Origin of the sequence: Aquipuribacter nitratireducens (genome assembly GCF_037860835.1) — a bacterium.
GTDB lineage: Bacteria > Actinomycetota > Actinomycetes > Actinomycetales > JBBAYJ01 > Aquipuribacter > Aquipuribacter nitratireducens.
The window spans coordinates 167,924-191,566 of sequence record NZ_JBBEOG010000007.1 but is presented as its reverse complement, the minus strand read 5'-3'; the positions used below and the strand labels follow the sequence as shown (position 1 = coordinate 191,566).

Annotated in this window: 22 protein-coding genes; 14 read left to right on the top strand and 8 right to left on the bottom strand. The window is 74.0% G+C overall.

Going from position 1 to position 23,643, the window contains the following annotated elements:
• From WAB14_RS14205 to WAB14_RS14175, 7 genes are all read left to right on the top strand, one after another.
• Positions 1-763, top strand: a 763-nt coding sequence (locus WAB14_RS14205) for a discoidin domain-containing protein (RefSeq protein WP_340270742.1), incomplete at its 5' end; no start/stop codon positions are given.
• Positions 760-1,377, top strand: a complete 618-nt coding sequence (gene sigM, locus WAB14_RS14200) for an RNA polymerase sigma factor SigM (RefSeq protein WP_340270740.1) — start codon at positions 760-762, stop codon at positions 1,375-1,377. The genes WAB14_RS14205 and sigM, both read left to right, overlap by 4 nt.
• Positions 1,374-2,495 (top strand): hypothetical protein, encoded by a 1,122-nt coding sequence (locus WAB14_RS14195; RefSeq protein ID WP_340270738.1) that lies wholly within the window; start codon positions 1,374-1,376, stop codon positions 2,493-2,495. Before sigM ends, WAB14_RS14195 begins: the two co-directional genes overlap by 4 nt.
• A 123-nt stretch (positions 2,496-2,618) precedes the next feature.
• The gene (gene trxB / locus WAB14_RS14190) at positions 2,619-3,692 is read left to right on the top strand and encodes a thioredoxin-disulfide reductase (protein ID WP_340270737.1); all 1,074 of its coding nucleotides are present in this window, start codon (positions 2,619-2,621) and stop codon (positions 3,690-3,692) included.
• A gap of 62 nt (positions 3,693-3,754) precedes the next feature.
• The gene (gene trxA / locus WAB14_RS14185; protein ID WP_340270735.1) at positions 3,755-4,078 is read left to right on the top strand and encodes a thioredoxin; all 324 of its coding nucleotides are present in this window, start codon (positions 3,755-3,757) and stop codon (positions 4,076-4,078) included.
• A 94-nt stretch (positions 4,079-4,172) separates the two neighbouring features.
• Positions 4,173-5,471 carry an aminotransferase-like domain-containing protein gene (locus WAB14_RS14180; protein ID WP_340270733.1) on the top strand — a complete coding sequence of 433 codons (1,299 nt, stop codon included), beginning with the start codon at positions 4,173-4,175 and terminating at the stop codon, positions 5,469-5,471.
• Positions 5,468-6,412, top strand: coding sequence for a D-alanine--D-alanine ligase family protein (locus tag WAB14_RS14175; protein WP_340270731.1), 945 nt, complete (start codon positions 5,468-5,470; stop codon positions 6,410-6,412). Before WAB14_RS14180 ends, WAB14_RS14175 begins: the two co-directional genes overlap by 4 nt.
• 19 nt (positions 6,413-6,431) lie before the next feature.
• Here the strand turns inward: WAB14_RS14175 and WAB14_RS14170 are convergent, their stop codons facing one another.
• The 8 genes from WAB14_RS14170 to rpmH form a co-directional block, all read right to left on the bottom strand.
• Positions 6,432-7,505: a ParB/RepB/Spo0J family partition protein gene (locus tag WAB14_RS14170; protein WP_340270730.1), complete on the bottom strand. Its 1,074-nt coding sequence runs from the start codon at positions 7,503-7,505 to the stop codon at positions 6,432-6,434.
• Positions 7,502-8,554 carry a ParA family protein gene (locus tag WAB14_RS14165; RefSeq protein ID WP_340270729.1) on the bottom strand — a complete coding sequence of 351 codons (1,053 nt, stop codon included), beginning with the start codon at positions 8,552-8,554 and terminating at the stop codon, positions 7,502-7,504. The genes WAB14_RS14170 and WAB14_RS14165 overlap by 4 nt, the downstream gene beginning before the upstream one ends.
• A 154-nt stretch (positions 8,555-8,708) precedes the next feature.
• A complete protein-coding gene (rsmG, locus tag WAB14_RS14160) occupies positions 8,709-9,329 on the bottom strand; it encodes a 16S rRNA (guanine(527)-N(7))-methyltransferase RsmG (RefSeq protein ID WP_340270728.1) in 621 nt (206 codons plus the stop codon).
• A 5-nt stretch (positions 9,330-9,334) separates the two neighbouring features.
• Positions 9,335-9,895 (bottom strand): Jag family protein, encoded by a 561-nt coding sequence (locus tag WAB14_RS14155; RefSeq protein ID WP_465251632.1) that lies wholly within the window; start codon positions 9,893-9,895, stop codon positions 9,335-9,337.
• Positions 9,896-10,044: 149 nt separating this feature from the next.
• Positions 10,045-11,019, bottom strand: a complete 975-nt coding sequence (gene yidC, locus WAB14_RS14150; protein ID WP_340270727.1) for a membrane protein insertase YidC — start codon at positions 11,017-11,019, stop codon at positions 10,045-10,047.
• A gap of 16 nt (positions 11,020-11,035) precedes the next feature.
• Positions 11,036-11,464, bottom strand: a complete 429-nt coding sequence (gene yidD, locus WAB14_RS14145; RefSeq protein WP_340270725.1) for a membrane protein insertion efficiency factor YidD — start codon at positions 11,462-11,464, stop codon at positions 11,036-11,038.
• Positions 11,454-11,840 carry a ribonuclease P protein component gene (locus WAB14_RS14140; protein ID WP_340270724.1) on the bottom strand — a complete coding sequence of 129 codons (387 nt, stop codon included), beginning with the start codon at positions 11,838-11,840 and terminating at the stop codon, positions 11,454-11,456. Before WAB14_RS14140 ends, yidD begins: the two co-directional genes overlap by 11 nt.
• A 96-nt stretch (positions 11,841-11,936) precedes the next feature.
• Positions 11,937-12,074, bottom strand: coding sequence for a 50S ribosomal protein L34 (rpmH, locus tag WAB14_RS14135; RefSeq protein WP_340270723.1), 138 nt, complete (start codon positions 12,072-12,074; stop codon positions 11,937-11,939).
• 489 nt (positions 12,075-12,563) lie between these two features.
• Here rpmH and dnaA point away from each other — a divergent pair, with 489 nt between their 5' ends.
• The 7 genes from dnaA (at position 12,564) to gyrA (ending at position 23,591) form a co-directional block, all read left to right on the top strand.
• Positions 12,564-14,021, top strand: a complete 1,458-nt coding sequence (gene dnaA / locus WAB14_RS14130; RefSeq protein WP_340270721.1) for a chromosomal replication initiator protein DnaA — start codon at positions 12,564-12,566, stop codon at positions 14,019-14,021.
• A 551-nt stretch (positions 14,022-14,572) separates the two neighbouring features.
• On the top strand, positions 14,573-15,694 hold the full coding sequence (dnaN, locus tag WAB14_RS14125) for a DNA polymerase III subunit beta (protein ID WP_340270719.1): 1,122 nt from the start codon (positions 14,573-14,575) through the stop codon (positions 15,692-15,694).
• A 40-nt stretch (positions 15,695-15,734) separates the two neighbouring features.
• Entirely contained in the window at positions 15,735-16,742 is a 1,008-nt protein-coding gene (gene gnd, locus WAB14_RS14120) for a phosphogluconate dehydrogenase (NAD(+)-dependent, decarboxylating) (protein WP_340270717.1), read from the top strand.
• 1 nt (position 16,743) lies between these two features.
• Positions 16,744-17,943 carry a DNA replication/repair protein RecF gene (gene recF, locus WAB14_RS14115; protein ID WP_340270715.1) on the top strand — a complete coding sequence of 400 codons (1,200 nt, stop codon included), beginning with the start codon at positions 16,744-16,746 and terminating at the stop codon, positions 17,941-17,943.
• Positions 17,940-18,536, top strand: a complete 597-nt coding sequence (locus WAB14_RS14110) for a DciA family protein (RefSeq protein ID WP_340270713.1) — start codon at positions 17,940-17,942, stop codon at positions 18,534-18,536. The genes recF and WAB14_RS14110 overlap by 4 nt, the downstream gene beginning before the upstream one ends.
• Before the next feature lie 185 nt (positions 18,537-18,721).
• Positions 18,722-20,839, top strand: coding sequence for a DNA topoisomerase (ATP-hydrolyzing) subunit B (gene gyrB / locus WAB14_RS14105; RefSeq protein ID WP_340270712.1), 2,118 nt, complete (start codon positions 18,722-18,724; stop codon positions 20,837-20,839).
• 139 nt (positions 20,840-20,978) lie between these two features.
• Positions 20,979-23,591 (top strand): DNA gyrase subunit A, encoded by a 2,613-nt coding sequence (gene gyrA / locus WAB14_RS14100; protein WP_377002803.1) that lies wholly within the window; start codon positions 20,979-20,981, stop codon positions 23,589-23,591.
• Positions 23,592-23,643: the final 52 nt, after the last annotated feature.

Below are 23,643 nucleotides of genomic sequence, written 5' to 3'. Positions count from 1 at the left end.
GGGACGGCCCGCGTCCGGGCGAGGACCCGCGCGGCCGTCGGGCCGTCCCGCCGCCGCGGGAGCGACCGGCGTCGTGCCCGCGTCGCCGCGACCCCCGCGCCAGCCCCGCCGGCGCCCCGCGGGGGCCGGGGCGGGGGTCGCGGTCGTCCTCGTGATGGGCGCCTTCGTGGTCGCCGCCCTCGTCTACGGTCTCGACCGGCTCCGCTCGCCCGAGATCGCGGCACCGGCCCCGACCGTCACGACGACGGTCACGCCGTCGGCGGAGCCCAGCGCGCCGCCGAGCCAGCCGCCGAGCAGCGAGGTCGCGCCCTCGCCCGCCGAGCCCCAGCTCGTGAGCCCCGCCGGGGTGCAGCCGCTGGACCCGCAGGGCGACGGCGAGGAGAACGACCAGGAGGCACCGCGCGCCATCGACGGCGACCCGGGCACGGCGTGGAACACGCAGCGGTACAACTCGCAGGCATTCGGCGGGCTCAAGGACGGTCTCGGTCTCGCGCTCGACCTCGGCGCCCCGCGCCTCGTCTCCGGGGTGTCGGTGGTCGCGCCGGGCTCGGGCGGCAGCTACGAGGTCCGCACCGCGCCCGACGCCGCCTTCGAGGGCTCGACCGTCGTCGGGACCGCCGGGACGGGGGCCTCCGCGTCGGTCGTCGAGCTCGACGAGCCCGTCGAGACGCAGTACGTCGTGCTGTGGTTCACGTCCCTGCCCGAGAACGACGGCGACTGGCGCGCCCTGGTGAGCGAGGTCCAGGTCCGGGTGGCGCCGTGACGTCCGGGCCCAGCGACGCCGCCCTCCTCGACGCGCACCTCGCCGGCGACGCCGACGCGTTCGGCGAGCTCGTCCGCCGGCACCGCGACGTCCTGTGGGCGGTGGCGCTCCGCACGACCGGCAACCCCGCCGACGCCGAGGACGCCCTGCAGGAGGCCATGGTGTCGGCGCTACGGGCGGTCGAGCGCTTCGAGCGCCGCTCGGCGGTCCGGACGTGGCTGTACCGCATCGTCGTCAACGCGTCGCTCGACCGGCTGCGCCGGGCGGCCGCGCGCCCGACGACCCCGCTCGACGAGCACGTCGACCCTGCCGCGCCCGGCGACGAGAGCGGCCAGGTGGAGCAGCGCCTCGACGTCGTGGCGGCGCTGCAGACGCTGTCCCCCGGGCAGCGGGCGGCCGTCGTCCTCGTCCACATGCACGGGCTGCCCGTCGCGGAGGCGGCGGAGATCCTCGACCTGCCGGAGGGCACGGTGAAGTCGCGGTGCTCCCGGGCGAGGGCCCAGCTGGCGAAGGTCCTCGGGAACCCGAGCGGCGCCGTCGGCGTCCAAGACGGGACAGGCCCGTCGGAGGCGGGAGGACCACGAGGAGCCGGGACGGCGGGTGAGGCACGGTGAACGACGACCACGAGTGGGTGGCAGAGCTCCTGTCGTCCGTCGAGGCGCCCCCGATGCCCGACGACGTGGCCGCCCGCCTCGACCGCGCGGTGCGCGCCCACGTGGGCGGCGCGACGGACGGCGCGACGGCGTCCCACGACGCCCCTGCCGGCGCCGCCGGCTCCCCCCCGGACTCCCCCGACGCCGGTGCCGCGGCGCCGGGGTCCGCGCCCGGGCCGGCCTCGCCCGTGCGCTCCGGGCCGGTCGGTGTCGTGCCTCCGGCGGCGACCGGGCGCAGCGGCCCGACGGGTGTCGTCCCGGCCTCGGCCGACGACGAGGAGACCGAGGGCCGGACCGTGCCCGCCGTGACGCCAGGGCGACGGCCGCGGGCCGGCTCGGCAGGCTTCGGGACGTCGCGCCGCGAGCAGCGCGAGGAGCAGCAGGGCGAGCGGCGTCGCGCCCTCGCGACCCGGTGGCTGCCGGTGGCCGCGGGCGTCCTGGTCCTCGGGGCTGCGGGCGTCGTGGGCGTCCAGCAGCTCGGCGGCGGTGACTCCGCCGTCAGCGCCGAGGACGCCACCGCCGAGGGCGGGGCGGCGAGCGCCGCGCCGCCGCCGCGCGCCCTCGTCGCGACGGGGACGGACTACGCCACCGCCGACGAGGCCGCCCTCGCGGCGCAGGTCCAGCAGCTCGTCACCGTCGCGAGCTCGGGGTCGGCGGCCGCCGCCGAGGAGCTGAGCACGCTGTCGGACGCGGCCGGCGGCGAGGCGGGCGCCGCGGCCCCCGACGCGGACCTGCAGCCGGACGGTCCCGCCTCCGCGGAGGCCGGCGCCGCCGAGGAGGGTGCCGACGCCGCCGCCTCCGCCCCGGCCGCCTCGGCACCGGCCCCCGGGACCGCCGGTGACCCGCGCGCCGGTGTCGTCGGCAGCCCCCTTGCCGACCCCGCGGCGCTGCAGGAGTGCGTGAGCGAGCTCGCCGGGCCGGAGCAGACGGCGGCGGCGGTGGACCTCGCGGCCGTCGACGGCGTCCCGTCGACCGTCGTGGTGGTGCCGGAGGCCTCGGGCGAGGGCTACCTCGTGTGGGTCGTGGGCCCCGACTGCGACACCGAGACGCTCCGCGGCTTCTACCGCCTGCCCGGCTGACGCCCGCCCGCCGGCGCGGGGCGGCCGCGGTCGCGAGGACCCGAGGAACACGGTGCGCCCCCGTACTGTTGACGAGGCCGGACAGACGATCGGACACCGCGCAACGACGAGAGGACCACGCGAATGACGACCCCCAGCACCGCCGCGCCCACCGGAACCGGCACCCCGGTCCGCGAGGTCGTGGTCGTGGGCTCGGGACCCGCGGGCTACACCGCGGCCATCTACGCGGCCCGGGCCGAGCTGCACCCGCTCGTGTTCGAGTCCTCCGTCGAGGCGGGTGGCGCCCTCATGAACACGACGGACGTCGAGAACTACCCCGGTTTCCCGACCGGTGTCATGGGCCCGGACCTCATGGAGCAGCTGCGGGCCCAGGCCGAGCGCTTCGGCGCCGAGCTCGTCGCCGACGACGTCGTGGAGATGCGGCTCGAGGGCGAGGTCAAGGAGCTCGTCACGGGTTCCGGCGACACCGTCCGCGCCCGCACCGTGGTCCTCGCCACGGGCAGCGCGTACCGCGAGCTCGGCCTGCCGAACGAGAAGCGGCTGTCCGGTCGTGGCGTCAGCTGGTGCGCGACGTGCGACGGCTTCTTCTTCAAGGAGAAGGACATCGTCGTGGTGGGCGGCGGCGACTCCGCCGTGGAGGAGGCCACGTTCCTCACGCGGTTCGCCCGTTCGGTCACGATCGTGCACCGCCGGGACGAGCTGCGGGCCAGCAAGATCATGCAGCGGCGGGCCTTCACCGACCCGAAGATCTCCTTCCGCTGGAACAGCGAGGTGGTCGACGTCCTGGGCGACCAGAGCGTCACAGGGGTCCGTCTCCGCGACCGCGTCACGGGCGAGGAGTCCGAGCTGGCGGTGAGCGGCGTCTTCGTCGCCATCGGCCACGACCCCCGCACCGACCTCGTGCGCGGCCAGCTCGAGCTCGACGAGAACGGCTTCGTCGTGGTCGAGGGGCGTTCCGGCAAGACGTCGCTGCCCGGGGTCTTCGCGGCCGGCGACGTGCTCGACCACGAGTACATGCAGGCCATCACCGCGGCGGGTTCCGGCTGCGCCGCCGCCCTCGACGCCGAGCGCTACCTCGCCGCCCTCGACGACACCGAGGACGTCGAGGACGCCGTCGAGACCGCGTTCCCCGAGAGCACCGAGCAGCACCTCCAGCACGACCGCCCGGGCGAGCACGTGCTCGCCTCGGCCGACTGACCAGCACCCCGACCGACATCCCCGCAGACATCCCCACAGACACCGACACGAGGAGAACCCGCATGGCGACCAGGGCCACCACCGACGCCGACTTCGACAAGGACGTCCTGCAGTCCGACAAGCCCGTGCTCGTCGACTTCTGGGCCACCTGGTGCGGCCCGTGCCGACAGGTCGCCCCGATCCTCGAGGAGCTCTCCGAGGAGTACGGCGACAAGATCGACGTGGTCAAGGTCGACACCGACCAGAACCCCCGCACCGCCGCCGCCTACGGCGTCGTCAGCATCCCGACGCTCAACGTCTACAAGAACGGCGAGCTCGTGAAGAGCCTCGTCGGCGCGCACCCCAAGCCGCGGCTGGTCAAGGAGCTCGAGGAGTTCCTCGCCTGATCGACCCGCCCGCGCACGGCCCCGGCCACGAGGACCCGTCCACCCCGCGAGGGAGGGCGGGTCCTCGCGCGTCGACGTGCGACCATCGGCGTCGATGACAGGCACCCGCCTCGACCGCTGGCACGGCGCCTACAGCCGTCGCGCCAGCGGCATGACCGCGTCGCAGATCCGTGCGCTCTTCGCCGTCGCGAGCCGGCCGGAGGTCGTGAGCCTCGCCGGGGGCATGCCGACCCTCGACGCGCTGCCGCTGCCGGAGGTCGCCGAGATCGTCCGGCGCTGCGCCGCCGACTCCGCCGCCGAGGCGCTGCAGTACGGCTCAGGGCAAGGCGACATCCTTGCGCGCGAGCAGATCGTCGACGTCATGACGACCGTCGGGGTGACGTGCGACCCGGACGACGTCGTCGTGACCACCGGCAGCCAGCACGCCCTCGACCTCCTCGTCCGGGTCCTCGTCGACCCCGGTGACGTCGTGCTCGTCGAGACGCCGAGCTACGTCGGGGCGCTCGGGGTGCTCCGCTCGTACGAGGCGGACGTCCGCCACGTGCCGGTCGACGCGGAGGGGGTCGACCCGGTCGCCCTGGAGGCGGTCGTGGTCGGGGAACGGGCGGCCGGACGACGCGTCAAGGCCCTCTACGTCGTGCCGCACCACCAGAACCCCGGCGGGACGACCACCAGCGCCCGCCGTCGCGCCGCCCTCGTGGAGGTCTGCCGGCGCCTCGAGGTCCTCGTCGTGGAGGACGACCCCTACGCGCTCCTCGGCTTCGACCACGACCCGCTGCCCGCCATGCACTCCCTCGACCCGGACGGCGTCGTCTACCTCGGGTCGTTCTCCAAGACATTCGCCCCCGGGCTCCGGGTCGGCTGGGCCGTGGCGCCCCCGGCGCTGCGGAGCAAGCTCGTGCTCGCCGCGGAGGCCGCCGTGCTGTGCCCGTCGTCGTTCAGCCAGCGGGTCGTCGCGACGTACCTCGCGACGAGCGACTGGCGCGCGCACGTCAAGGTGCTGCGCTCGGTCTACCGGGAACGCCGGGACGCACTCGTCGGCGCCCTCGAGCAGCACCTGCCGGACGCCGTCCTCACCCGTCCCGACGGCGGCTTCTTCACGTGGGTCGCCATGCCGGACGATCTCGACACCACGGCGATGCTCCCGCGGGCCGTCGCCGCCCGCGTCGCCTACGTCCCCGGGACCGCGTTCCACGCCGACGGGGGCGGCGGCGCCCACATGCGCCTGTCCTTCTGCTTCCCGCCCCCCGAGCGCATCGCCGAGGGGGTGCGCCGGCTCGCGGGCGTGGTGGCGGGCGAGCGCGAGCTGCGCCGCACGTTCCGGGGCACCGGACCCGTCCCCGTCGCCGTCCCCACCGGCGACGTCGACCGGCCTGCGACGGACACGGCGTGAGCGCCTCTGTGCTCGTGCTCGCCGGCGGGCTGTCGGCCGAGCGCGAGGTGTCGCTGCGCTCCGGTCGCGGGGTCGTCCACGCCCTCCTCGAGGCCGGCCTCCACGCGGAGGTCGCCGACGTCGGCGCGGACGTCCTCGAGGTCGTGGGCCGCGGGCACGCCGACGTCGTGTGGCCCGTGCTCCACGGTGCCGGCGGTGAGGACGGCACGCTCGCCCAGGTCCTCGAGCTGGCGAGAGTGCCGTTCGTCGGCTCGTCCTCCGCGGCCTGCCGGCTGGCCTGGGACAAGTCCACCGCCGCGACGGTCGTCGCCCGGGCCGGCGTGCCGGTCCCGGACGGCGTCACCGTGCCCCACTCGCTCGTCCGCGACCTCGGCGCCGCGCAGCTGCTGCCGCTCGTGGGTGCGAGCGTCGGGTTGCCGGCCGTCGTCAAGCCCGTGCACGGCGGGTCGAGCATGGGCGTCGTCGTGGTCGAGCGGTCGGAGGACCTCCCGCACGCGATGGTGAGCGCGCTCGGCTACGACCCCGAGTGCCGCGTCGAGGCGATGGTGTCCGGGACCGAGGTCGCCGTCACGGTCGTCGACGACGGAACGGGACCCGTCGCGGCTCCCGCCGTGGAGATCGAACCGGAGTCCGGGGCGTACGACTACGGCTCCCGCTACACCGCGGGGGCCACGCTCTTCCACTGTCCTGCCCGCCTTGACGACGAGGTCACGGCTCGGCTCCTCGAGCAGGCCGTGGGCGTGCACGTCGCGCTCGGGCTCGGCCACCTCAGTCGCAGCGACTGGATCGTCGACGCCGCCGGGGTGCCGTGGTTCCTCGAGGTCAACACCGCGCCCGGGATGACGGGGACGAGCCTCGTACCCCTCGCCCTCGAGGCCGACGGTGGCGCGGGCGCCGTGTACTCCCGGCTCGTCGCCGCTGCGCAGCGCACCTCCCGCTGACCCCGATCGCGCGCGACGGTCAGAGGTCGTCGGCCGCCTGCGGGTGCGCGCCGCCGCGGACGCCGGGTCCGCCCGGGTCGAGGACCGACAGGATGCGGTCGAGGTCCTCGACCGTGGCGAACTCGACGGTCAGCCGGCCGCGGGTGCGGCCGAGGGCCACCTTGACCCGCGTGTCGAGCCGGTCGGACAGGCGCGACGCGACGTCGTCGAGCAGCGGCATGTGACGACCCGCGCGCGGCGCGCGCGCGGCGGTGGGCCGCGCCCCGCCCGTCGCGACGATCTCCTCCACCGCCCGGACCGAGAGGCCCTCGCTGACGATCCGCTGCGCGAGCCGCTCCGCGGCGGCCTCGTCCTCGACGCCGAGGAGCGCACGCGCGTGGCCGGCGCTGAGCACCCCGGCCGCGACGCGACGCTGCACCGCGGGCGGCAGGCGCAGCAGGCGCAACGTGTTCGACACCTGCGGTCGGGACCGTCCGATCCGGCGTGACAGCTCGTCCTGCGTGCAGCCGAAGTCGTCGAGCAGCTGCTGGTACGCCGCCGCCTCCTCGAGCGGGTTGAGCTCGCTGCGGTGGAGGTTCTCGAGCAGGGCGTCCCGCAGGAGGTCGTCGTCCTCGGTCGCACGCACGACCGCCGGGACGGTCTCGAGCCCGGCCGCCTGGCACGCGCGCCAGCGACGCTCGCCCATGACCAGCTCGTAGCGGACGTCGCCGTCCGGTTCGTCCAGCGGTCGGACGACGACCGGCTGGAGGACGCCGATCTCCCGCACGCTGTGGACCAGCTCGGCCATGTCGTCGGCGTCGAAGACCTGGCGGGGCTGACGCGGGTTGGGACGCACGGCCCCCACCGGGAGCTCGGTGAACGTCGTGCCGGGGACCTGGACCAGGACGTCGTCGCCGTCCGTCGCCACGACGCCGAGGTCGGCGGCCGACGTTTCACGTGAAACGTCGGCGCGGGCGACCGCGCCGCTGGGGAAGAAGACGTCGACCGGTCGCTGCCGGCCGGCGGCAGGTGCCGTCTCCTGGCTCGGTGCCGCGGGTGCCGGTGGGATGAGCGCACCGATCCCTCGACCCAGACCTCGGCGGGGCGTGCTCATGCGGAGGCTCCTCGGGTGGCGATCTCCTGCGCCGCCTCGAGGTACGAGAGGGCGCCGCTGGACGTGGGGTCGTAGGTCATGACGGTCTGGAGGTGGCTCGGCGCCTCGCTCACTCGCACCGACCGCGGGATCGCCGCGCGCAGGACGCGCTCACCGAAGGCCTCGCGGACCTGCGCGGACACGTCCGCCGCGAGCCGGGTGCGTCCGTCGAACATCGTGAGGAGGACGGTCGACACGTCGAGCTCGGGATTGAGGTTGTGCTGGACGAGCTCGATCGTCCGCATGAGCTGGGTGACCCCCTCGAGCGCGTAGTACTCGCACTGGATCGGGATGAGCACCTCCCGGGCCGCGACGAGCGTGTTGAGGGTGAGGAGGCCGAGGCTGGGAGGGGAGTCGATGAGGACGTAGTGCGGCGGCTCGGAGTGCTCCGCGCAGTAGCGGTCGATCGCCTTCCGCAGCCGGTACTCGCGCGCGACGACCGGCACCAGCTCGATCTCTGCGCCCGACAGGTCGAGCGTCGCCGGCGCGCACGACACGCCCTGCACCTCCGGGCACGGTTGCACGACGTCACGAAGGGGCGCCTCGTCCATGAGGACGTCGTAGACCCCGGCGACGTCGCCGTGGTGCTCGACACCGAGGGCCGTGCTCGCGTTCCCCTGCGGATCGGCGTCGACCACGAGGACCCGCAGTCCACCCTGGGCCAGAGCGGCCGCGAGGTTGACCGCCGTCGTCGTCTTCCCGACGCCGCCCTTCTGGTTGGCCACGGTGACGACGCGCGTGCCCGCCTTCGGAGCCGGGAACGTCCGACCGTGCAGGGCGAGCCGTCGACGGGCGTCGGTCGCCAGCTCCCGGGCGAGCGGGGTCTCCTCGTCCGGCTCGGGGAGCGCGTCGGCAACGGCGTCACGCCACGACTCCGACGCCTCTTCTGCAGCGGACGATGCGGTTGGCTCGTCGACGGTCGTGCCACGTGGCGCATCGGCCCGAGTGGTGAGGGCCTCGTCCGAGCCTGTTTCACGTGAAACATCGGCGGTCACCCCGGCCTCGTCCACAGCCGTCCCCTCGCGCGACGACACCGCGCTCGACCGCATGCGGCTCGGCCTCCCGTCCGCCTGCTCACCGTCGAGCGTTTCACGTGAAACGCCGTCGCTGTCGACAGCCGAGGAGATGCGCCTGCCGGTGACGCTGGGCACCGACGCCGTCACCTCAGCCACCGACCCGGCGCGCAACGACGACCGTCGTCTCTTCTGCCACAACCCCACCGCCGCATCGTGCCACGGTGATGTCCGCCTCCCAGCCGGCCCGCGCCGACCTGGGGACAGCGCTCACCTCCGCCTCCGCGGAGGCCCCCTTGAGCGCGAGCAGGAGGCCTCCGGGACGGGCCAGGCGTCGCGACATCACGAGCAGCTTGTCGAGGGACGCCACCGCCCGGGACGTCACGACGTCCGCTCTCCGGGGGCCCACCACCGCGGCCTTCCCCCGGGTGACCTCGACGCGGTCACCGAGGCCCAGCTCGGTGACGACCTCCTCCAACCACGTCGTGCGTCGCAGCAGCGGCTCGACGAGCTCCACCCGGACGTCCGGGCGGGCGAGGGCCAACGGGATACCCGGCAGGCCGGCGCCGCTGCCGACGTCGACGACCACGGCCCCCGTCGGCACGAGCTCCTCGACGACGGCGCAGTTGAGCACGTGCCGCTCCCACAGCCGGTCCGTCTCGCGCGGACCGATGAGACCGCGTTCGGTGCCCGACGTCGCGAGGAGGGCGACATAGCGCTCCGCGAGGCCGACCGCCTCACCGAAGACCCGGTCCGCGGCGGCGGGTCTCACGGCACTCAGTCGGGGAGGACGACGACGAAGCGGTTGGGCTCCACGCCGTCGGACTCGCTCCGCAGCCCGGCGTCCGCGACCGCGTCGTGGACCGCCTTGCGCTGGTAGGCGGGCATGGGCTCGAGCTCGACGGCCTCTCCGGTCGCCCGCGCGCGCTCGACGGCTTCGGCGGCGATGCGCGCAGCGGTGCTGCGCCGCTGCCCCCGCCAGCCGGCGATGTCGAGAAGGAGCCGTGAGCGCTCGCCGGTGCGCGCCTGGGCGGCGAGCCGGGACAGCTCCTGGAGCGCCTCGAGGACCTCGCCGTCCCGACCGACGAGACGCTGCAGCCCCGCGAGGTCGGCACCCTCGGCGACGACCGCGACGCTCGCACGACCGTTCTCCACGTCGATGTCGATGTCACCGTCGAGGTCGACGATGTCGAGCAGCTCCTCGAGGTAGTCCGCGGCCGCGTCGCCCTCCTGGTCGAGCAGCTGCTGCCGTCGCGACGGTGACTGCTCGTCCGTCGCCGGGTCCGGGGCCGTCGACGCCGTCGTCGGGTCCACCGTCTCGTCCGCCGTGCTGTCCACGGTTGCTCCTCACCGGCCGCGCCCTGCGCTGGCCCCTCAGGTCGTCCGGCCGCCTGCCGGTCGTGTGTCCCCGCTCGTCCTGTGGTGCTGGGGTCCGGGGCCGGCGGGACGGGGACCCGCCGGGCGGAGGTGTGGGGGCGCGGAAGCGCTCAGGCGGCGCCCGGCTTCCGCTTGCTCCTCGGCTGCTTCCGGGGCTGGACGCGCTTCGCGGGCGCTGCCGGCTCGGCGTCCTCGACGGGCTCGGGGAGGCCGAGGATCTCCTCGACGCTCTTGCCGGTCCGGGCGGCCTTGCGCTCCGCCTTGCGGCGGCGCCGGGCCTCGAGCTCCTTCTCCGCCGGGGAGCCGGGCGCGGGCAGGCTGCGGATGACGATCGTCTGCTGGACGGCGCTGTAGATGTTCGTGGTGCACCAGTAGAGGACGAGGCCGATGGCGAACCCGACGCCCGAGACCGCGAAGACGAGCGGGAGCACGTACAGCAGCATCTTCTGCTGCTTGAAGAACGGGCTGTCCATCGCCGCGGGGCTCATGTTCTTCGTCATGAGCATCCGCTGCACGTAGAACTGCGAGACGGTCATGATGACGACGAGGACGGGAGCGACGACGTACGTCCACGGTGACGTGGCCGTCAGCATCGTGTCCGACAGCGGGGCGCCGAAGAAGCGGGCCTGCTGCGCCTCGGCGATGAGCGCGTCGTTGAACGGGCCGATCTCCCCGCCGGTGCGGAGGCGGTTGAGGACCCGGAACAGCCCGAAGAAGATCGGCAGCTGGACGAGGATCGGCAGGCACGAGGCGAACGGGTTCGTCTTCGAGCTCCGGTAGAGCTCCATCGTCTCCTTCGTCATGGCCTCGCGGGAGGCCTGGTCGCTACGCCCCTTGTACTTGTCCTGGATCTTCTTCAGCTCGGGCTGGATGATCTGCATCGCCCGCGACGCCTTGATCTGGCGGACGAACAGCGGGATCAGGAGGGTGCGGACGACGAGGACGACGGCGATGATCGACAGGGTCCACGCGGGGCCACCGTCGCTGGCGAAGCCGATCGCGGTGAGGCCGGCGTGCGCCGTGACCATGACCCACGCGACGAACCACTCGATCGGGAAGAGGAGGCTCGCGAAGAAGTCGCCCATCCGGTTCCGGTCCTCCTCAGGACGCCGGCCGGTCGCGTGGTGACCGCCCGGTCGTGTCGTGGTGCTGCGCGTGGTGGTGGCTGTCGTCGTGCGTGGTGTCGCTCGTGCCGTGGTTCGTGCCGTGCTCGCGGGTCCGCCGCTGGGGGACGGGGTCCCAGCCCCCGGGGTTCCACGGGTGACAGCGACCCAGTCGTCGTGCCGTGAGCCAGCTGCCGTGCAGCACCCCGTACCGGCGGACCGCCGTCACAGCGTACGACGAGCAGGAGGGCGCGAACCGACACACCGGCCCGAGCAGGGGCGACAGCGTGAGCTGGTACAGCCGGAGGACGAGCACGAGCAGCTCCCGCGGGAGGTGCCACAGCAGCACCCCCACACGCCGTGTCGACCACGGGCCGCGGCGCAGGCCGCGCCACGGGTTCGGGTCCGTGACCGGCTCAGTCGCCACGCGGTCCACCACCGGTCCGCTCACCGAGCACGCCGAGGCGCTCCAGGGCCCGGCGCAGGCTGCGGCCGAGCAGGGCGCTGTCGGCCTCGCCGCTGCCGGGCAGGAAGCGGACGACCACATCGGCCCCCCGCACGACCGACCCCTCGTGGAGGAGGTCGACGACGACCCCCTGCACCCGTCGCCGCGCGCGGTTGCGCACGACGGCGGTGCCGACGGCCCGCGGGGTCACGGTGGCGACCCTGAGCCCCTGACCTGCGGCGACGGACCCCGTCACCGCGTGGACGAGGAGCGGACCCGCCTTCGCACGGCGGCCGCGGCGCACCGTGGTCGTGATGTCGACCGACCGCCGCAGCCGCGCCTCACGCGGCAACGCCACGTCAGCCCCCCTGGCGACGACAGCACCCCCGGACCGCCGGCGGGGTGCGGACGGCCACGGGGGTGCGGAGGTGAGGACCGGTGCTCCGGGCGCCGGTCAGGCCGAGAGCTCGGAACGGCCCTTGGAACGGCGCGCCGCGAGGATGGCGCGACCGGCTCGCGTGCGCATCCGGGCGCGGAAGCCGTGGGTGCGGGCACGCCGACGGTTCTTCGGCTGGAACGTGCGCTTGCTCACTGGGACCTCTCAGCGTCGTGTCGGGGACGGCCGCCGCCGGTGGTAGCACCTGCGGGGCAACCTGCCAAAGGTACGCGCGGCGCTCGTAGGGGGTCAAACCACGGGGTCCGTGCGAGGGCAGGCACCACCGGGCCGTTCCCGGCGACGAGGCTGCGGCGGGGCACGAGACTAGCGTCACCGGGCACTCTCCACAGACCACGCCGAGGTGGCTGCACCGGCGACCCGCAACCGTCTACAGTCGCACGAGCGCCGACGGACAGAGGTGAGGCGCGCGGAGAGGTGCCGGGGGTGTTCACCGGCGTGCGGCGCAGGTGCCTTGCACCGGCAGCACCCGAGGCACTACGTTCCGTGCTTCTCCCTGTTGCAGTCCACATCTGTGGACATCGGTGTGGACAACGACGGACCGCCAGGGAGGCGCGTGTGACCGAGGCAGGCCAGACGGCACCCGCGGAAGAGCTGGCCGGAACGTGGGCCGCGAGCATCCAGGCAATGCCGTCGGACCTGTCTCCGCTGCACCGCGGCCAGCTGCGCTCCGCCCGTCTCGTCGCCCTCGACGGCGACACGGCCACCGTCGCGGTCGCCTCCTCCTTCGACCGGCAGCTGCTCGAGACCAAGCTCCTCGACACCGTCGTCGAGGCGCTGCAGGTCACGACCGGGGCCTCGTGGCGCCTCGAGGTCGTCGTCGACACGAGCCTCGGCGCCCTCGACGGGGAGCACGTGCTGCTGCTGGACCACGGCGGCTGGGGCCAGGCCACGCGCTTCGACGCCGACCCCGCCGACGACACGGATCCGGAGCAGACCGACGTCCTCGACCTCACCGACGAGGCACCGCCGGGCCGGCACGTGCACCGGGGCCAGCGCGGCGGCGCGCGGCCCCTCACCCGCCGTCGCAGCCTCGCCGAGGAGGCCGAGGCCCGGCTCAACCCCCGCTACACCTTCGAGTCCTTCGTCATCGGCGCCTCCAACCGGTTCGCCCACGCCGCCGCCGTCGCGGTCGCCGAGGCCCCGGCCAAGGCGTACAACCCGCTGTTCGTCTACGGCGAGTCCGGCCTCGGCAAGACGCACCTGCTCCACGCCATCGGCCACTACGTCCAGAGCCTCTACGGCGGCATGCGGGTGCGGTACGTGAACTCCGAGGAGTTCACCAACGACTTCATCAACTCCATCCGCGACGACCGCGCGGCCGCGTTCCACGCCCGCTACCGCGAGGTGGACGTCCTCCTCATCGACGACATCCAGTTCCTGCAGAACAAGGTGCAGACCCAGGAGGAGTTCTTCCACACGTTCAACGCCCTGCACAACGCGAACAAGCAGGTCGTCATCACGAGCGACGTCCCGCCGAAGCAGCTGCAGGGCTTCGAGGACCGGATGCGGAGCCGGTTCGAGTGGGGCCTGCTCACGGACGTGCAGCCGCCGGACCTCGAGACGCGCATCGCCATCCTCCGCAAGAAGGCGATCACGGACTCGCTCAACGTCCCCGACGAGATCATGGAGTACATCGCCAGCCGCATCTCGACGAACATCCGCGAGCTCGAGGGCGCCCTCATCCGCGTGACGGCCTTCGCGAGCCTGCACCGGCAGCCGCTCACCGAGCAGCTCGCCGACGTCGTGCTGCGTGACCTCATCCCCTCGGTCGACCAGCCGGCGATCACGTCGTCGCAGATCATGGCGGAGACGGCGAGCTACTTCGGCGTGAGCGTCGACGACCTCCACGGCTCCAGCCGGTCCCGGGTGCTCGTCAACGCCCGGCAGATCGCGATGTACCTGTGCCGTGAGCTCACCGAGATGTCCCTGCCCAAGATCGGGCAGGCGTTCGGCGGCCGCGACCACACGACCGTCATGCACGCCGAGCGGAAGATCCGCGGCCTCATGAGCGAGCGGATGGCCGTCTACAACCAGGTGACGGAGCTGACGAGCCGCCTCAAGCGGCAGTCCGGCAACCGCTGACCCCACCCACGCTCCGCCAGGGTTCGCACCCGCCCTACCTCGCTCCTCCACAGGGTTGTCCACACCTGTGTGTACTCGCTGTCCCGTTCTGCCCGGGGTTCGCCGCCGCGGCACGGGGGTATGTCCACAGCAGCGGTCGGCGACGAGCGCGCCCGACGGTCGTGCCCGTCCACAGGAGCTGTGGGTCGGGTGTGGAACGCCGCCCGCTCCTGTGGGCGCGAGGGACTCCTCCCCGGCGGTGCACCCACACCGCGTCGCCCTGCTGCTGTGTCGTCCCCAGTCCGTCGGGTCGGCGTCCCCGCCCGCTCCACAGACCGTCCCCACCGGCGCCGGGCGACGCCGTGCAGGTCACGCCCCCCGCCGGCGTCCCGGTCCACAGGATCCACACCACCTATGGAGATGACGACACTTCTCCAGGTATGACATGACGGGGACGCGCACAGGGATGTGGAGCGAGCCCCGACCGAACCGGACCTCTCCCGAGGTCCGTGCCCGCCGTCCCCGCCCGGGGCTAGGCTCGGCAGCCCGACCCGCCCCACCCCGGAGGAACCGTGCGCCTGCAGATCGACCGTGACGTGCTCGCGGAGGCGGTGGCCTGGACCACACGGGTCCTCCCGGCTCGCCCGCCGGTCCCCGTGCTCACCGGCGTCCTGCTCGTCGCCGTCCCGGACGGCCTGCAGCTGTCGGCCTTCGACTACGAGGTGTCCGCCCGCATGACGGCGCCGGCCCGGGTCGAGGAGGAGGGCCGCGTCCTCGTGCAGGGGCGGCTGCTCGCCGACATCGCCCGTGCCCTGCCGGGCAAGCCGGTGACGCTCCACCTCGACGGCGCGAAGCTGCGGGTCGAGGCAGGCTCGAGCCGCTTCGCGCTGCCCGTCATGCCCGTCGAGGAGTACCCGCAGCTGCCGCCGCCGCCCCAGCGGGTCGGCTCGGTGCCGGGCGAGGTGTTCGCGGCCGCCGTCGCCCAGGTCGCCGTGGCGGCCGCCCGCGACGAGACCCCTCCGGTCCTCACCGCCGTGCGGGTCGAGATCGACGGCGGCACCGTCAGCCTCGTCGCCACCGACCGCTACCGCCTCGCGCTCCGCGACGTCGAGTGGCACGCCGACGACCCCGGCGCCACCCAGGCGTTCCTCGTCCGCGCCCGCACCCTCAACGACATCGCGAAGAGCCTCGGGGGCACCGAGGTCGAGATCGGGCTGTCGAGCGGGCCGGGTGAGCTGCTCGGCATCTCCGCCGGCGGCCGCCGGACCACGGTCCCGCTCATGGACGGCGAGTACCCGCCGGTGCGCCGCCTGTTCCCCGAGAGCTCCGACACGACCGTCGTCGTCGAGGCCGCGGCGCTCGTCGACGGCGTCCGCCGCATGGCGCTCATCGGGGACCGCTCGCCCGTGCGGCTCACGATCGCCGAGGACGAGATCGTCCTCGAGGCCGGCACCGGCGAGGACGCCCAGGCCACGGACGCGCTCGCCGTCGAGGCCGTCGACGGGCCGGGCCTGTCGATCGCGTTCAACGCCCAGTACCTCATGGACGGCCTCGCCGCCGCGGGCAGCAAGTACGTCCGGCTGTCCTTCACCCAGCCGTCGAAGCCCGCGCTGCTGTCGGGCCACGACCAGCCCGACGCCTCCGACACCCGCGGCTACACGTACCTGCTCATGCCCATCCGCATGGCCGGCTGAGAGTGGCCGCGCGCCCGCCCCGGCACCAGGCTGGGTGACCATGAGCGACCAGACCGCGCACCCCGAGCAGCACGGCAACGACCCCGTCCGCCACCTCGGCCTCGTCGGCCTCGGCAAGATGGGCGGCAACATGCGCACCCGCCTGCGCGAGGCGGGCCTCGAGGTCACCGGCTACGCACCGGACCCGACCACCACGGACGTCGAGACCCTCGAGGACCTCGTCGCCGCCCTCCCGCGGCCCCGCACCGTGTGGGTGATGGTGCCGAGCGGCGACCCGACCCGGCAGACCGTCGAGCGGCTCGGGCAGCTCCTGGAGCCCGGCGACCTCGTCATCGAGGGCGGGAACTCCCGCTGGACCGACGACCGCGAGCACGCCGCGCACCTCGCGGAGCGGGGCGTCCGCTACGTCGACTGCGGGGTGTCGGGCGGCATCTGGGGCGTCACCGAGGGCTACGGGCTCATGGCGGGCGGGGACCCCGCCGACATCGAGCGCGCGCTCCCCGTGTTCGACGCGCTGCGGCCCGAGGGCCCGCGAGAGGAGGGCTTCTCCCACGCGGGACCCGTCGGCGCCGGCCACTACGCGAAGATGGTCCACAACGGCATCGAGTACGCCGTCATGCAGGCCTTCGCCGAGGGCTACGAGCTCCTCGACAAGACCGACGTCGTCGACGACGTCGCGACGGTCTTCGCCGGCTGGCGCCGCGGGACCGTCGTCCGGTCGTGGCTGCTCGACCTCCTCGTGCGCGCGCTCGAGGAGGACCCGGGCCTCACGACCGTCAGCGGCTACGCGGAGGACTCCGGCGAGGGCCGCTGGACCGTCATCGAGGGCATCGAGAACGCCGTCGCGACGCCCACCATCGCGGCGTCGCTGTACGCGCGCTTCGTCTCCCGGCAGGAGGAGAGCCCGGCGATGAAGGCGATCGCCGCGCTGCGCAACCAGTTCGGCGGCCACACCGTCCGCTCCACCCGCCCCGGCTCGGCGGAGCAGGTGGCGGAGTCGGCGCGCGAGGGCGCCGCGGCCGAGGGCGAGCCCACCGGCCCGGCGTGACGTGCACGTCGAGCACCTCTCGCTGACGGACTTCCGCTCCTACCCCGCGGCCGAGGTCGTGCTCGGCCCCGGCGCGACGACCCTCGTCGGGGACAACGGGCAGGGGAAGACGAACGTCGTGGAGGCGCTCGCGTACCTCGCGACCCTCGGCAGCCACCGGGTCGCGGGCGACGCCGCCCTCGTCCGCGCCGGGGCCGAGCGGGCCGTCGTGCGCGGCCGGGTCCGCCGGGGCGGACGCACCGCCCTCGTCGAGCTCGAGATCACACCCGGCCGGGCCAACCGGGCGCGCGTCAACAAGTCGCCGGTCCGCCCGCGCGAGGTGCTCGGCCTCCTGCGGACCGTGGTGTTCGCCCCCGAGGACCTCGCCGTCGTCAAGGGTGAGCCGGACCAGCGGCGGCGCTTCGTCGACGACCTCCTCGTCGCGCTGCAGCCCCGCCTCGCCGGTGTGCGGTCGGACTACGAGCGGGTCGTCCGGCAGCGCAGCGCCCTGCTCAAGAGCGGCCGGGGCCTGCGCGGGCAGGCCGTCGCCGGCGTCGAGGCGACGCTGGAGGTGTGGGACGCGCAGCTCGCGCAGACCGGAGCCGACCTGCTCGCCGCACGGCTCGACACCCTCGACCAGCTGTCGCCGTACGCGGAGGCCGCGTACGGCGCGGTGTCCGGGGTGTCCGGCGCGCTGACCACCCGCTACCGCCCGCGCGGCCTGCACCCGACGGTCCGCGGCGCGGACGCGGATGAGCTGCCCGTGCCCTCGCGGGACCGGGTGGCGCTCCACGACGCCCTGCTCGCCGCCGCGACCGCCGCCCGGCGCGCGGAGCTCGACCGCGGCACGACGCTCGTCGGTCCCCACCGCGACGACGTCGATCTCCTCGTCAACGCGCTACCCGCGCGCGGCTACGCGAGCCACGGCGAGTCGTGGTCCGCGGCGCTCGCCCTCCGCCTCGGCTCCTTCGACCTGCTCACCGCGACCGGCGGGGAGGACGGCGAACCGGTCCTCGTGCTCGACGACGTGTTCGCCGAGCTCGACGCCCGCCGCCGCTCCCACCTCGCCGAGCGGGCGCTGCGCGCCGAGCAGGTCCTCGTCACCGCGGCCGTCGCGGCCGACGTCCCCGCCGGGCTCACCGGCACCGTCCTGCGGGTGCGTCGCGACCCCGCGAGCGGCACGAGCAGCGTCGAGCCGGGCGCCGCTCGGGAGTCGGCGTGACCGGCCCGAGCACCGAGGAGGACCCGGGGTCCGCCGACGACGAGCCCGACGCCTTCGCCGTGGCGTGGCAGCGCGCCCTCGCCGCCGCCCGCGCACGCGGCCACGCCCCCGCGGGCGGCGTCCGCGCCCTCGGTGCCGGCGGGACCGCGGTGCCGGGCGGGCTCGGCGGTCACGCCCGGTTCGGGCAGGGCCGCCGCCGCCGCGAGGAGGTCACCCTGTCCGGGGCGCGCGCGGACCCCCGCGACCCCGCGCGCCTCGCCGACGTCGCCACCGGCCTCGTCGGGGCCGCCGGCTGGACCGACGCGGTCGCGGTCGGCGGCGTCATGGGCCGGTGGCGGGAGGTGGTCGGCGGGGAGGTGGCCGGGCACTGCGTGCCCGTCGGCTTCGGCGACGGGGTCCTCACCGTCCGCGCGGCGACGACCGCGTGGGCCACCCAGCTGCGGATGCTCGTCCCCGACGTCCTGCGCCGCATGGCCGAGGTCGTCGGACCCGATGTCGTCCACCACGTCGAGGTCCTCGCCCCTGACGCGCCGTCGTGGCATCGCGGCCGGTTCGCCGTCCGCGGGCGAGGGGCCCGCGACACGTACGGCTGAGCGTCGCGACCGAGCAGGGCCCGCCGGGACGCGCTGGCGTGGGGACCCACACGGACGGGGGTCGCGCCGCTCCTGGCGCCCGTGAGAGGCCGCCACGCGCGGCACGAGGCTGTGGACGACCGTCGTGACGGTCCGCAGCAGGTAGACTACGAGGGTTGTCCACGAACCCCGAGGAGCTGTGCCGCGTGAGCGACGGGACCACCCCCACCGACCCCACGACGAGCACCCCCGGACCCGACGACGAGACGGCCGCGACGGCGCCGGGGGCCGGCGCCCCGGCCGCCGGCGGGTACGACGCGTCGAACATCACCGTCCTCGAGGGTCTCGAGGCGGTCCGCAAGCGCCCCGGCATGTACATCGGCTCGACGGGCCCGCGCGGGCTGCACCACCTCGTGTACGAGGTCGTCGACAACTCCGTCGACGAGGCGCTCGCCGGCTGGTGCGACACCATCGAGGTCACGCTCCTCGACGACGGCGGCGTCCGGGTCGTCGACAACGGCCGCGGCATCCCCGTCGACCTCCACCCGGTCGAGCGGAAGCCCGCCGTCGAGGTCGTCCTCACCGTCCTCCACGCCGGCGGCAAGTTCGGCGGCGGCGGGTACGCGGTGTCCGGCGGCCTCCACGGGGTCGGCGTCAGCGTCGTCAACGCGCTGTCCTCCCGGCTCGAGGTCGAGGTCCGCCGCGACGGCCGCGTCCACCGGATGGCGTTCCTCGGCGGCGTCCCCACCGGCCCGCTCGAGACCGGTGAGGCGACGGACGAGACCGGCACGACGGTGACGTTCTGGCCCAACGCCGACATCTTCGAGACCGTCGACTTCGACGCCGAGACGCTCCGCAGCCGCTTCCAGCAGATGGCGTTCCTCAACAAGGGCCTCACGCTCACCCTCGTCGACGAGCGACCCGAGCACGTCACCGCCGACGACGCCGAGCCCGCCTCCGGCGAGCGGCCCGAGGGCGCGGAGGGCCTCGACGGCAGCGGCGCGCCCGCCGCGGGCGCCGGCGAGCGCCGCACCACGTACCGCTACGACGGCGGGCTCGTCGACTACGTCCACCACCTCAACGACCGCAAGCGCTCCGACGCCGTCCACGCCGAGATCCTCAGCTTCGAGGCGGAGGACACGGAGCGGCACATGAGCGTCGAGATCGCCATGCAGTGGACGACTGCGTACTCCGAGAGCGTCCACACGTACGCCAACACCATCAACACCCACGAGGGCGGCACCCACGAGGAGGGCTTCCGTGCCGCCCTCACCGGGCTCGTCGGTCGCTACGCGCGCGACAACAACATGCTGAAGAAGGACGAGCAGCTCACGGGCGACGACATCCGCGAGGGGCTGACCGCCGTCATCAGCGTCAAGCTGTCCGAGCCGCAGTTCGAGGGCCAGACGAAGACGAAGCTCGGCAACACCGAGGCCCGCAGCTACGTGCAGAAGGTGCTGGGCGACGCCCTCGGGGCGTGGTTCGAGTCCCACCCGCGCGAGGCCCGCGACATCATCCGCAAGGCGCAGCAGGCCGCCGCCGCCCGCGTCGCCGCCCGTCGCGCGCGCGAGGCCACCCGGCGCAAGGGCCTGCTCGAGTCCAACTCGATGCCCGGCAAGCTCCGCGACTGCTCGAGCCGCGACCCCGCGCGCTGCGAGATCTACATCGTCGAGGGCGACAGCGCCGGCGGCTCCGCCGTCGACGGCCGCGACCCCGAGACGCAGGCGATCCTCCCGCTGCGCGGCAAGATCCTCAACGTCGAGAAGGCGCGCCTGGACCGGGCCCTCGGCAGCGAGGCGATCCAGTCGCTCATCACGGCGCTCGGCACGGGCATCGGCGAGGACTTCGACATCGCGAAGCTCCGGTACCACAAGATCGTGCTCATGGCCGACGCCGACGTCGACGGCCAGCACATCCAGACGCTGCTGCTCACGCTGCTGTTCCGCTACATGCGCGGGCTCGTCGAGGCCGGTCACGTGTTCCTCGCCCAGCCGCCGCTGTACCGGATCAAGTGGTCGAACGCCGACCACGAGTACGCCTACACCGACCGCGAGCGCGAGGCGCTCACGCAGGCGGGGCTCGCGGCGGGCAAGCGGCTGCCGAAGGAGCAGTCGATCCAGCGCTACAAGGGCCTCGGCGAGATGAACTTCGACGAGCTGTGGGACACGACGATGGACCCGGCGTCGCGCACCCTCCTGCGCGTCACGCTCGACGACGCCGCGGCGGCCGACGCGATGTTCAGCGTCCTCATGGGCGACGACGTCGAGTCGCGTCGCTCGTTCATCCAGCGCAACGCGAAGGACGTCCGCTTCCTCGACATCTGAGGGCCCGGCGACAGCCCCACCGCGCGGCCGGCCCGATCACCCGAGCACCTGAGCACACGAGCCCCGACGGAGACCTGTGACCGACATCGTCGACACCCCGCCCGGCGACCGCATCGAGCCGGTCGACATCCAGCAGCAGATGCAGCGGTCGTACCTCGACTACGCGATGAGCGTCATCGTCGGGCGCGCTCTGCCGGACGTCCGCGACGGGCTCAAGCCGGTCCACCGCCGCGTGCTGTACGCGATGTACGACGGCGGGTACCGCCCGGACCGGCAGTACTCCAAGTGCACGCGCGTCCTCGGCGACGTCATGGGGCAGTACCACCCGCACGGCGACGGGGCGATCTACGACACCCTCGTCCGCCTCGTCCAGCGCTGGGTCATGCGCTACCCGCTCGTCGACGGTCAGGGGAACTTCGGCTCCCCCGGCAACCTCGGCGCCGCGGCCCACCGCTACACCGAGTGCCGAATGGCGCCGCTGGCGATGGAGCTCGTCCGCGACATCGGCGAGGAGACCGTCGACTTCGTCGACAACTACGACGGGCGCACGCAGGAGCCGTCGGTCCTGCCGAGCCGCTTCCCCAACCTCCTCGTCAACGGCTCCGCCGGCATCGCCGTCGGCATGGCGACGAACATCCCGCCGCACAACCTCCGCGAGGTCGCGAGCGCGGTGCAGTTCGCCCTCGAGAACCCGGAGCTGCGCGGGGCCGAGCTGCTCGACGGTCTCATCGAGCGCGTCCAGGGCCCGGACTTCCCGACCGCCGCGACGATCATGGGTCGTGCCGGGATCGAGGACGCGTACCGCACCGGTCGCGGGTCCATCACGATGCGCGCGGTCGTCGACGTCGAGGAGCTCCAGGGGCGCACGTGCCTCGTCGTCACCGAGCTGCCGTACCAGGTCAACCCCGACAACCTCGCCGAGAAGATCGCGGAGATGGTCCGCGAGGGCCGGCTGTCCGGGGTCGCTGACATCCGCGACGAGACCTCGGGGCGCACGGGCCAGCGGCTCGTCATCGTCCTCAAGCGCGACGCCGTCGCGAAGGTCGTGCTCAACAACCTCTACAAGCACACGCAGCTGCAGTACAACTTCAGCGCGAACATGCTCGCCCTCGTCGACGGCGTGCCCCGCACCCTCAGCCTCGACGGGTTCATCACCCACTGGATCGAGCACCAGCTCGAGGTCATCCGCCGGCGCACCCAGTACCGGCTGCGGCAGGCGCAGGAGCGGCAGCACCTGCTCATCGGGTACCTGCGGGCGCTGGAGAACCTCGACGAGGTCATCGCGCTCATCCGCCGCAGCGCCACGGTCGAGGACGCCCGCAACGGGCTCATGGAGCTCCTCGACGTCGACGAGGTGCAGGCGCGCGCGATCCTCGCCATGCAGCTGCGGCAGCTCGCGGCCCTCGAGCGGCAGAAGATCGTCGACGAGTACGAGGAGCTGACGGCGCAGATCGCCGACTACGAGGAGATCCTCGCGGTGCCCCAGCGGCAGCGGGACATCGTCTCCACCGAGCTCGCCGCGATCGTCGACAAGTACGGCGACGAGCGTCGCACCCGCATCGTCCCGAGCGGGGCGGAGGTGTCGATGGAGGACCTCATCCCCGAGGAGGAGGTCGTCGTCACCATCACCCGCGGCGGCTACGCGAAGCGGACGCGGGCCGACTCCTACCGTGCCCAGCGGCGCGGGGGCCGCGGGATCCGCGGGGCGGCGCTGCGCGGCGACGACGTCGTCGAGCACTTCTTCACCACCTCGACGCACCACTGGCTGCTGTTCTTCACCAACCTCGGCCGCGTGTACCGCGCGAAGGCGTACGAGCTGCCCGAGGGCGCGCGGGACGCCAAGGGCCAGCACGTCGCGAACCTCCTGGCGTTCCAGCCGGACGAGCGGATCGCGCAGGTCGTCGACCTCGCCTCGTACGACGACGCGCCGTACCTCGTGCTCGCCACCCGCGACGGGCTCGTGAAGAAGTCCCGCCTGCCCGACTACGACTCCCCTCGCACCGGTGGGCTCATCGCCGTGCGGCTGCGCGACGGCGACGAGCTCGTGGCGGCGCGTCTCGTCGGCGCCGACGACGACCTCCTGCTCGTGTCCCGCAAGGGCATGAGCATCCGCTTCACCGCCGACGACGCGACGCTGCGGCCGATGGGCCGCGACACCTCCGGCGTCACGGGGATGCGGTTCCGCGCGGGCGACTCGCTGCTCTCCGCGGCCGTCGTGCCCGCGCAGATGCAGGCGGAGTCGGAGAGCGCGGAGGGGGCCGACGTCGCCGCGGCGCCGGTCGCCCACGACGTCGTCGTGGTGACGGAGAACGGGTACGCGAAGCGCACCCCGGTCTCGGAGTACCGGGTGCAGGGCCGTGCGGGCTTCGGGATCAAGGTCGCGAAGGCCTCCGACGAGCGCGGTGACCTCGTCGCGTCCCTCATCGCGACCGACGAGGACGAGATCCTCGTCATCATGCAGTCCGGCCGCGTCATGCGGTCCCGGGTCGCCGACATCCGCTCGAGCGGGCGGGACACGTACGGGGTCATCCTCACCAAGCCCGGGGAGGGCGACGGCGTGCTGGCCGCCACGCTCAACAGCGAGGTGCGGGTCGCGGACGACGCCGCCGAGCCGGACGGAGCCGGCGAGGCGCAGGACGCTGACCAGCGAGTCCCCGCCGCCGAGGTCACCGAAGCGGCCGACGATGCCGTACCGTCGTCTGCTGAGGGGTCGGACGACCCCGGCCCCGACATGACGGGAGGTGACGGGTGAGCACGACCGAGGGTACGAGCTCTCCCACCACGGTGGGGTCCCGTCCGGGCGG